Source organism: Stenotrophomonas sp. NPDC077659, from assembly GCF_050268705.1.
Classification (GTDB): Bacteria; Pseudomonadota; Gammaproteobacteria; order Xanthomonadales; family Xanthomonadaceae; genus Stenotrophomonas.
In genome coordinates this window covers 3,410-14,045 of record NZ_JBNNHG010000098.1, presented here as the reverse complement: position 1 = coordinate 14,045, position 10,636 = coordinate 3,410, and the positions used below count along the sequence as shown (strand labels likewise).

Below are 10,636 nucleotides of genomic sequence, written 5' to 3'. Positions count from 1 at the left end.
GTTATCGCCCCACTGCAGGATCTTATCCGGGCGACAACTACTCTGACGTGGGGGGCCACCCTCCCAGTTCGGAAGGGCGACCGCGGCCAAAGGGCGCAGCACCATTACAGATACATGATCCAGCCACCATGTTCATTCAAGGCCGGTCTAGAGCGCAATTCTGGCAACCGACTTGGTGATATCGATCTCTGGAACGCCAATACGCCCGTAGTAGCGGGAGAATGAACCAAGCAAGTCTTCTCTGAACGGACTATCGAGCCGGCAGACGACTTTGGTCACATCGAAATTCGCCATCTCGACTCTTTTGATTCCCTGAAAATCAACAACCAGGTCATCTATAAAAAAAGTCCCGGGCAGGAACCTATATCGATCACCGCCGTTATTAACTGTCAACCTTCGAACCGCTTCAGTATTCTTAACACTCTTCGAGTCCATCCACTTGAGATAGATTGGATGCTCAGAAATTGGAACTGCAGACAAAAGAACAACGTGATCGGCTCTATTTTGCGCAAAATCACACGCCGGAGTGGCCACAATCCAAAAGCCATCATCATCCTTCAGGATGCAGCCTGTGTGGATAGCATCAGGGACTGGCGGATAGATATACAGTTCAATGGGCTTTGCAGATCCAACTTTGTCACCCAGCACCTCCTTTACTGATACTGCGGAAAATCTAGCAGCAAGGCGACGTGCAAGCAAATACGCAAGGTCAGCGGACTCTTGTACGAGATCCGCTTGCTTATCTATAACTTCCCACATGAAATCCCTTTTGTCCTTAAGGATTTGAGCAGAAAGCTTAGGAAGCCCAGTCGAAAAAATTTTCCCAACAGCAGCCCGAACCGACTCCAGGTCGTTATCCCCTTTCTTAACAATCCTTACAACGGACGACTCAAGCCCCTTAATCTTGTCTGCGAAGCCCGTATAAAAAACCACAGGCAAAAAACACTCAGACTTGATTACATCTAGAATCCTACGACCCTCCTGCTCGTGCAAGCCATCATCCTTCTCAGGAGGAGGATCAGTTGCACCATGCAAATCTAGCGTAACCAAGTCGAAACGCTCAGTCCTTATCCTCTCCACGGCCTTATCAAAGGATGACTCAGTGGTTACATGAAATTCACCAAAGTCATTTCCTTTATGCCACTCGGAAAGATACTCGCCAACATCTCTAGCCTTCTGCTGATCATCATCAACACAGAGCACACGCCACATTAGGGACCCCTATCTACTAATAATTAGACGCGCTTTCGGATAACAATTCTGAACACAGCACCTGGGAGAGGCCCTGTATCGAGCAACTCGAGCTCGCCATCATAGTAATCTCTTATGATTTCCCCAGATATAACCAGCCCTAGCCCAACACCATCCGGCTTCGTGGAGAAATAAGGCTCGAATACTGCATCTCGATTCTCTCTAGCAACTCCTGGGCCGCTGTCGGCAAATATAATCTCGACAGCCCCTCCATCGATGCGACCCGTCTTAACAACGATTGATCTATTTTCGCGAGGAACTCCGCCCAGCCAGTAAATACTATTTGAGATCAGGTTTATCATTACCTCCTGAAGCTCGAGCGCATCAACCCTCACCAAGTCATCCTTCTCCGGAAGGCTCAACTTAATTCCCTTCGCCGAAATGTCAGAATCAAAGTGCGCGAACGAAGACTTTATTATTTCATTGAGATAGACTTTGGTTGGACGCCCCTTCTTACGCCCCCCAAGCGGCTCTATTCTCTTGAATAGAAGATCGAGAAGCCCAGCTGCATCTTTAATTCTTGTTAGCCTAGACTGCACGCGCTCCACGGCTGCGCCAGTTGATTCTTTCAGCGAGCTATCGCCGACAATCCCATCAACGGCCTCAAGCGCGAGCGCGCTTTGACCATGGATGGTAGACAGCGGCTGTCGCCCGTCGTGCACCACCTTGTCCACCAACTGCCCGACGGTCGCAAGGGTGTGGTATCGAGACATGACGGCTTTAATTCTTATTATCTGATCCTCCCACCCCTTCGCCGTCTCATCAAGCATCTTGAGGGCGTCCTCCTGCCCGGCTCTTGACGCCAGCTTTTCTCTCAATTTCTGTATGTCAGGAGAAGAAAAAATGGAAACTGGCCTGGATGGCTTAGCAGTCCTCTCAACTTTGCGCTCCTTGTAGCGCTCGGGCTCCAAGAGGCCCAGAAAGAACTTAACAACCAAGCGAAGATCCAGGTACGCCCTGTTGTTATCCAAACCCTCTCGATTACTTTGATCCTTGAGGCCCGGATTCTCATCAGAGGATATTTTCACGTAACCAGAAATTTGGTTATTGGAGAGGCGCATCGTTGGATTCTGAACTCGACGAAGATCGAGCTTCAACCAATCATTATCGGGCTCACCGTATGGCATAACCCTAAAATCATCGCGATAGATGCTAATCCCCGCTATCGAATCAAGATCACCCCTAACGCTTCGAAGACCCAATCCAATTTTTTGATCAACACTTTCAAGATGATCCCTGTCCCAAACTAGGACTTCTAAATCAAAGGGTCCACTTTCAAGGCTGCCAGAAGACGGGGGCTGGTCACTCCTAACTACCTCATCACCACTGGCATTTCGCCCAAGAAAGCCCTTGAATTCAACCTCACCAGAAACAGAATTTAGCTTTACTTTCGCCATATACGATCCGTCATCGTAGAGCGAAGCCCTTAGCTCATAGTGGGGATACTTTATTATCTCAGGCGGAGCCACCTCTTCAATTTCGTTCGAATCATCACCAATTCTTCTAAGAAATATTGAAAAGTCCTGGCGGCTTGAAAAAGGAGCAATAAGTCGACTAAGGCCCCGAGATAGCTGATCAAAATCAGCTTTAACCCAGACCTTCTTCAACCCTTCCATCTTCAGGATGGACCCGTGGGATCCATCCCGCGAAAGACCGCTCTGTGCCGGGCCTCCCAGTGAACATTGACCACCTTTAACTATGTCTTGCGGCACCCGACTCTCGGCGAGAATTACAATCTCATCAAGATATTTATCGAGATCATCGAATTGCGTCCAGTCAAAGTACGCAAATACCTCGTCAGCGCTTCCAACTTCGCGAGTTGTTAATTCTAGCTCACTGGCAAGGCGCGCAGAGGCGAACCTGCCTACGCCTTTTTCACCCAAGAGCCGCCGATTAAGATACGGACTGAGCTTGATCTTCTTCTTATGATCTGTAGCCGGCTCCATCCATGCCCGCTCTACAACGTCGAGGGACATGCCATGACCGTCATCCCGTACGATGAGCGACGAATCTTCCAATCGCAGATCAAAAACAACTTCAACCTTACTCGCATCGGCATCATATGAATTTTTCACAAGCTCAATAACGGCAACAACCTCGTTACTTATGAGCTCCTCGCCGAGAGTCCGCATGATCCTAGCGCGGGGCCGAAGTGATAAAGAGCTACTTTTCAAGTCGATGGGCATTCTTCTCTCCCTATGCCTTTAGCTGCCGTACCAGCTGCTCCATAACTGGAGGGCAGACTCCGTTGCCAAGTAATCTTATTTTATCCCTTCTTGTTCCATGGGAAAGGCTGTAGTTTTCTGAAAGACCCATGGCACGCATAAGCTCAGGAACTTGAAGCATTCTCATCAGATGCCCGTCTGAGGTCGGAACTACGAGAGCGAACCGGTCCACCGTAGTCACAGTTCTAAGTGGCCTATCTATGCTCTGCCATCCGCCACAGCCATCCGTGCCGTAGTACACAACGAGAAACGGTTGATCGTCACCGAGTTCCTTGATCGCGCGCTTTGCTCGCTCCAAAGTATCAGGTGCTCGGCCGGGCCGATACAGTTTTGTCATTGGCCAAGTGCCCGGAGGATCCAGTATGTCCCTCACGGTACGCTTCGGCATGTCTTGAGGAACAACGAGCGGAGCAACTCCACCTTCGCTATCACATACAACAAACAAGCGTTTGCGCCGCTGCGGCACACCAAGATCGGATGAGTCAATGACTTGCTGCGTCACTCGGTACTTTAGCCGTCTAAGCTGATCCATCATCTCTTCATAACGCGACCAAGGGCGCATGTGGATCACGTTCTCCATCACGATCCATCTCGGCCTAAACGCTCGAGCATAACGAATGGTCTGGAGTGCTGTTTCCTTACTTCTTTCCGAACGGGGCGCAGAACCTTTTGCAGGGGTGTGGTTTGTGCATTCAGGCGAAGCCAGCAAGAGATCGATATCGCCGATTTCGTCCCTTAGCCGCCTGGGGCTAATACGTTCTAATTTACTCTCTAGAACTTCGGCACCGGGAAAGTTTGTCTTATATGTTTGGGCGGCAATCGGATTGAGATCGATTGCACCAATAAGATTGGCTCCGGCAGCTCGCGCACCGGCGCTACTTAGTCCACCACCACAGAAAATATCAAGCGCTCTCAAGTTGGCTCCGAAGGTCGCAGCTTTCGGCTGAAACTGTAAAAAAATTGATTGAGACGTACTACTTCCCATCGAAGCGTTGCAGAGACTAACTGGGATGTCAATTGCGACAGGTGACGCATTTGGCTTAGGCTAGCGCTAGCTAGCTTCCCCACGGTGGCACCTCGAAATGGATCGCAGTAGTCAAAGCCCTACGCCGCTAATCGAGATGGACTTGGTCGTGGACCGAATTTATCAAGGCGGGCGCTTAGGCCACGCTGGAGATGATCCACTTGGTAAGCTTCTAGGCGTTAGCAATCAGGGCGGATTTCGCCATCTTGGGAAGATCGAAGCTCCGCGCCTACTGGTTCTTACAACTTCAATGTCTGAGCCTGACTGGCCTGATTCCCTAGATGCAAAGACGGGTGTGTTCACCTACTACGGTGACAACCGTAAGCCGGGTCGAGAGTTGCATGAGACAAGACGCTGGGGCAACAGAATGTTGCGTGATGTCTTTAATCGGGCACACAGCTTGCGTCACCAAGTCCCACCAATACTCTTGTTTCAAAGCACAGGTGAGTATCGAGACGTCCGCTTCCTCGGCCTCGCAGTTCCTGGAGCAATTGGAATTGCGTCGACGGAGGACCTAGTCGCTACTTGGCATCAATCTGGAGACAAGCGCTTTCAGAACTATCGAGCGCTAATGACAATCCTCGATGAGGCAACCATAAGTCGCTCCTGGCTCAACGATATTCGCGAAGAAAGGCCATTGTCTGATGCAGCACCACGCTCGTGGAAGAACTGGATCCAAGGTGGAGGTTACTCGCCCTTAAAAGCAACTCCGACAAATCGCGCACGATCAAGACTTGATCAGCTTCCGCAGTCGAGGCTGGAGTCAAGCATGCTTGACGCAATACATTCCATGTTTTCCTCGCAGCCGATTGCGTTTGAGCACTTCGCTGCAAGAATCGTAGAACTCCTACTGCCAGATACCATTTCCCTCGACCTAACACGCCCATCAAGGGACGGCGGGCGAGACGCTATTGGTAAATACCGTGTCGGCCGAGGAAGTGCGTCGGTTGAGGTTGATTTCGCCATGGAGGCAAAATGCTACTCGCCCTCCAATTCGGTGGGAGTTAAGGAGACATCTAGGCTGATATCTCGCCTCCGCCACAGACAATTTGGAGTTCTGATCACAACGTCGTTTGTCCACATTCAGGCTTACAACGAAATTGTAGATGACGAACACCCAATAATAATAATCGCGGGCAGAGATATAGTAGAGATACTCAGACGAGCCGGAATTCAGGGGCCGGACGCGACCATTGCATGGATTTCATTACTCCCGTCGGTCGCCTGAAGAAAAAGTGGGAGGAACTAACCCCTCCCACTTATTTACGTCAGATCAAACCCCAACAGGGTTAGCCTTCTCCGGATCAATCTTGTACTGCTTGATCGCCCGGGCCACATCCTTACCCGTCATCTTCCCATCCTTAGCCAGCGCCGCAATCGCGGCATGCGCGATGTAGTACCGGTCAACTTCGAAGAAGCGACGCAGGTTCGCACGGGTATCCGAACGGCCAAAGCCATCCGTACCCAGCACCGTGTAGCTCATCGGCACGAACGCACGGATCTGGTCCGCATACGCACGCACGTAGTCGGTGGCGGCAATCGCCGGGCCCTGGCGGCCTTCCAGCAGCTCGGTCACGTAGGCCTTGCGCTGTTCGCCTTCCGGGTGGAAGCGGTTGGCACGCTCGGCGTCGAAGCCATCGCGGCGCAGCTCGTTGAAGCTCGGGCAGGACCAGATGTCGGCGGTCACGCCGAAGTCCTTGTCCAGCAGCTCGGCGGCGGCAATCACTTCACGCAGGATGGTGCCCGAACCCAGCAGCTGCACGCGCAGCTCGCCCTTCTTCGGCTTGCCGGCGTCGGTCAGCAGGTACATGCCCTTCACGATGCCTTCGGCTGCACCTTCCGGCATTTCCGGGTGGGTGTAGTTTTCGTTCATCAGGGTCAGGTAGTAGTACTCGTCTACCTGGTCTTCCATCATGGCCTTGGTGCCGTGCTGCAGGATCACCGTCACTTCGAAGCCGAAGGTCGGGTCGTAGCTGCGCACGTTCGGAATGCCGCCCGCCACCAGGTGGCTGAAGCCATCTTCGTGCTGCAGGCCTTCACCGTTCAGCGTGGTGCGGCCGGCGGTGCCACCCAGCAGGAAGCCGCGGGTACGCATGTCCGCTGCCTGCCAGGCAATGTCGCCCACGCGCTGGAAGCCGAACATCGAGTAGTAGATGTAGAACGGCAGCATCGGCACGTTGCTCACCGAATAGCTGGTACCGGCCGCCATCCACGAGCTGATGGCGCCCGGCTCGCTGATGCCCTGCTGCAGCACCTGGCCGCTCTGGTCTTCGCGGTAGAACATCAGCTGGTCGGCGTCCACCGGCTTGTACTTCTGGCCGAACGGCGCGTAGATGCCGATCTGGCGGAACAGGCCTTCCATGCCGAAGGTACGGGCTTCGTCGGCCACGATCGGCACGATGTGCGGGCCCAGTTCCTTGTCGCGCAGGGTGATGTTCAGGCTCTGCACGAAGGCCATGGTGGTGGAATAGCTGCGCTCGCCACTGCTCTTCAGCAGGCGCTCGTAGGTTTCCAGCTTCGGTGCGTTGAAGCTCTTGTCGGCCTTGCGGCGGCGCTGCGGCAGGTAACCGCCCAGGGCGCTGCGGCGCTCCTGCAGGTACTGCACTTCCGGCGAATCCGGGCCCGGGTGGTAGAACGGCACCTGGCCATCGGCCAGCTGCGCGTCGGTCACCGGAATGTTGAAGCGGTCGCGGAAGTGGCGCACCGCGTCGTCGTCCAGCTTCTTGGTCTGGTGGGTCGGGTTCAGTGCCTCACCGGCGCTGCCCATGCCGTAACCCTTCACGGTCTTGGCCAGGATGACGGTCGGCATACCCTTGGTGTTCACGGCCTGGTGGTAGGCGGCGTACACCTTGTGCGGGTCGTGGCCACCACGGTTGAGGCGCCAGATGTCGTCGTCGCTCATGCCGGCAACCATCGCAGCGGTTTCCGGGTACTTGCCGAAGAAATGCTCGCGGGTATACGCGCCGCCGAAGGCCTTGCAGTTCTGGTATTCGCCGTCGACGGTTTCCATCATCAGCTTCTTCAGGACACCATGGGTGTCCTTGGCCAGCAGGGCATCCCAGTAACCGCCCCACAACAGCTTGATGACATTCCAGCCGCCGCCACGGAACACCCCTTCCAGTTCCTGGATGATCTTGCCATTGCCGCGCACCGGGCCGTCCAGGCGCTGCAGGTTGCAGTTCACCACGAAGATCAGGTTGTCCAGGCCTTCACGGCCGGCCAGCGCGATGGCACCCAGGGTTTCCGGCTCGTCGCTCTCGCCGTCGCCGATGAAGCACCACACCTTGCGGTCGCTCTTTTCGATCAGGCCACGGTTTTCCAGGTAGCGCATGAACTGCGCCTGGTAGATGGCGGCCAGCGGGCCCAGGCCCATCGACACGGTGGGGGTCTGCCAGAACTCCGGCATCAGCCACGGGTGCGGGTAGGACGACAGGCCACCGCCGTCGACTTCCATGCGGAACTTGTCCAGCTGTTCTTCGCTGATGCGGCCTTCCAGGAAGGCGCGCGCGTAGATGCCCGGGGCGCTGTGGCCCTGGATGAACAGCAGGTCGCCCGGATGGCTGTCGCTGGGGGCGCGCCAGAAGTGGTTGAAGCCCACGTCGTACAGGGTGGCGCCGGAGGCGAAGGAGGCGATGTGGCCGCCCAGGTCGCCCGGCTTGCGGTTGGCGCGCACGACGGTGGCCATCGCGTTCCAACGGATGATCGAACGGATGCGCCATTCCAGTTCCGCGTTGCCCGGGCTCTTGGCCTCCAGCTGCGGATCGATGGTGTTGACGTATTCGGTAGTGGGCGAGAACGGCAGGTACGCACCCGAACGACGGGTCAGTTCCACCATGCCTTCCAGCAGCTGATGCGCGCGCTCGGGGCCCTCGACATCAATGACGGCCTTCAACGACTCGATCCACTCCTGGGTTTCCACAGGATTGGTGTCGTTGTTCAGCACTTCGTTCAACCAGTTCATTAGCGCTCCCATTACCGCACGCACGCGCGCGACTGTTGTATAGATATCTAGACCGCAAAGTGTAGCGCACCAAGCGCTTGCGTCGTTTGGCTACGCTGCCGTATGGATGCACGCAGCCCATGTCCGCACAGGCTGTCCCGGGCCAGCCGGTGCCGGGACAAGTGGGCTTGACCCTCTGTTTTTTCCGCCGTATGGCGCCGCTCTGGCTGTCGCTTCCGGGCTGCTGCGTCCACATGCAGGTCGCAGTGTTACCCGCCCCGTTGACCGCCGTGCGGCAGCGCGGGCGCGCGTAGGCCTTGCCTGACGGTGCCCGGCTGAACTCCTGACAACCCGTCGCGTATGGCTCTGGACGCTGCCACGCCCGCCCCGCACCTTGGCCGCGAGCAGGCCCCTTCCCGCGCGTTGGCGCGTCGTCTGCCCACCCCGCCCAGCGGGGCACCCCTGCGGTTGCTGTTGCGTGGCCGGGCACGGATGCCGGGCCACGCAATGGTGGCCTGCAGCGCGCGCACGCTCTGCCTTGAACCCTTGCCCCGCCTGGCCCCGTGGCCCGTTTCGCACATTGGTGTGGCCGAAACCGTACTTGTTCCCTCCGGTTTATCGATATATCGTTTACGCACTCGTTACCGATATATCGATATGAGCCGAACCTCTACCGTCAGGGCAAGCAAGGAAGACGCGCCCGCCATCCCCCGCCGCAATGGACAGCCGCGCGTGCTGAGCCGGGGCGACCTGCGCCTGCTGGTGCTGGCGCTGATCGGCGAACAGCCGCGCCACGGCTACGAGCTGATCCAGCACATCAGCGGCTTGTTCATGCAGGCCTACACGCCCAGCGCGGGCACCATGTATCCGCTGCTGGCCAGCTTCGAGCAGGCCGGCTGGGTGGCCTCGGAAGAAGAAGACGGCCGCCGGGTGTTCCGCATCACTGCGGCCGGCGAGTTCGAGCTGAAGGTGCAGCGCACCCAGGTGCGGCTGGCCCAGCGCCGCGCTTTCGACCGCGCCCGCGAGATCACCAAGGCCTCGCTTCCACCGCCGCTGGCCACCGCCCTGCGCGAATTCAAGCAAGCGCTGGTGCGCCACCACGGCCGCTGGAGCGAGGGCGAGGCCGAAGCGGTGGCCGAGCAGCTGTCGCGCGCCTCGGCCCTGCTGAACGGTGCCCTGGCCGATGCGCCCTACCGCGTTACCCCGACCGAGCCGGACCCGGCGTGAGATCGGCCCGGTCGTTTCCCCCTTCCACGCGCGCGAGGCCGCGCGACTGACTGCACAGGTACTGCAATGACCCAACATGAAAATTCGCGCCTGCGCCTGGATGTGCGCTTCCGCCACCTGACCGTGCTGCGCACCGAGACCATCACCCCGCACATGCGCCGGGTGGTGCTGGGCGGCGCCGATCTGGCCGGTTTCGATTCGCCCGGCCCGGATGACCACATCAAGCTGTTCTTCCCCAACAGCAGCGGCGAAATGGTGCTGCCGGTGATGACCGCCGAAGGCCCACGCTACCCCGAGGGCAAGGAGCACTCGGTGGCGCGCGATTACACCCCGCGCTGGTGGGACCACGAGGCCGGCGAGCTGGCCATCGACTTCGTGCTGCACGACCAGGGCATTGCCGGGCCGTGGGCCGAATGCGCGCAGCCGGGCGACACCCTGTCCATCGCCGGCCCGCGCGGCTCGTTCGTGGTGGCCGACGATTACGATGCCTACGTGCTGATTGGCGATGAAACCGCGCTGCCGGCCATCGCCCGCTGGCTGGACGTGCTGCCCGATGGCGCGCAGGTGCAGGCGTACATCGAAGTGAGTGACGAGGACGAGCGCCAGGACCTGCCGCAGTACGAGAACGTGCGCATCCACTGGCTGGAACGCAACGGCTTCCCCGCAGCCAGCAGCACGCTGCTGGAAGACATGTTCACCGACTTCGAAGCACCCGAGGGTGACACGTTCTACTGGATCGCCACCGAATCGCGTCGCGCGCGGATGATGCGCAAGTTCATCGAAGGCCACCTGGGCGTGCCGCGCGACTGGATCCGCTCGACCGGCTACTGGAAGGCCCAGCCGGACGAAACCGACGGCGATTGATCCCGCAGTTCTGTAGAGCCGAGCCCACGCTCGGCTGCTTTCCGCTCTCTGTAGAGCCGAGCCCACGCTCGGCTGCTTTCCGCTCTCTGTAGAGCCGAGCCCACG

General features: G+C 57.4%; 7 protein-coding genes and 1 pseudogene. 4 read left to right on the top strand and 4 right to left on the bottom strand.

What is annotated here, in order from left to right; translation table 11 throughout:
• Positions 1-147: 147 nt before the first annotated feature.
• From ACQKDV_RS13685 to ACQKDV_RS13675, 3 genes are read right to left on the bottom strand one after another with little or no spacing between them, the layout of a single operon-like run.
• A complete protein-coding gene (locus ACQKDV_RS13685; RefSeq protein ID WP_427784347.1) occupies positions 148-1,212 on the bottom strand; it encodes a hypothetical protein in 1,065 nt (354 codons plus the stop codon).
• A 23-nt stretch (positions 1,213-1,235) separates the two neighbouring features.
• Positions 1,236-3,437: a sensor histidine kinase gene (locus ACQKDV_RS13680; RefSeq protein ID WP_427784345.1), complete on the bottom strand. Its 2,202-nt coding sequence runs from the start codon at positions 3,435-3,437 to the stop codon at positions 1,236-1,238.
• Between the two features lie 10 nt (positions 3,438-3,447).
• The gene (locus tag ACQKDV_RS13675; protein ID WP_427784342.1) at positions 3,448-4,461 is read right to left on the bottom strand and encodes a DNA cytosine methyltransferase; all 1,014 of its coding nucleotides are present in this window, start codon (positions 4,459-4,461) and stop codon (positions 3,448-3,450) included.
• A gap of 97 nt (positions 4,462-4,558) precedes the next feature.
• Between ACQKDV_RS13675 and ACQKDV_RS13670 the strand changes: the two are divergent.
• Both ACQKDV_RS13670 and ACQKDV_RS13665 read left to right on the top strand, forming a co-directional pair.
• Positions 4,559-5,173 (top strand): annotated as a pseudogene (locus tag ACQKDV_RS13670) (hypothetical protein); the annotation flags it as partial.
• 96 nt (positions 5,174-5,269) lie between these two features.
• A complete protein-coding gene (locus ACQKDV_RS13665; protein ID WP_427784349.1) occupies positions 5,270-5,728 on the top strand; it encodes a restriction endonuclease in 459 nt (152 codons plus the stop codon).
• A 45-nt stretch (positions 5,729-5,773) separates the two neighbouring features.
• Here the strand turns inward: ACQKDV_RS13665 and aceE are convergent, their stop codons facing one another.
• On the bottom strand, positions 5,774-8,461 hold the full coding sequence (gene aceE / locus ACQKDV_RS13660) for a pyruvate dehydrogenase (acetyl-transferring), homodimeric type (RefSeq protein ID WP_427784340.1): 2,688 nt from the start codon (positions 8,459-8,461) through the stop codon (positions 5,774-5,776).
• Between the two features lie 636 nt (positions 8,462-9,097).
• Here aceE and ACQKDV_RS13655 point away from each other — a divergent pair.
• Positions 9,098-9,667, top strand: coding sequence for a PadR family transcriptional regulator (locus tag ACQKDV_RS13655; protein ID WP_427784338.1), 570 nt, complete (start codon positions 9,098-9,100; stop codon positions 9,665-9,667).
• Positions 9,668-9,733: 66 nt separating this feature from the next.
• Complete coding sequence (locus ACQKDV_RS13650; RefSeq protein ID WP_427784336.1) at positions 9,734-10,531, top strand: siderophore-interacting protein; 798 nt, start codon at positions 9,734-9,736, stop codon at positions 10,529-10,531.
• Positions 10,532-10,636: the final 105 nt, after the last annotated feature.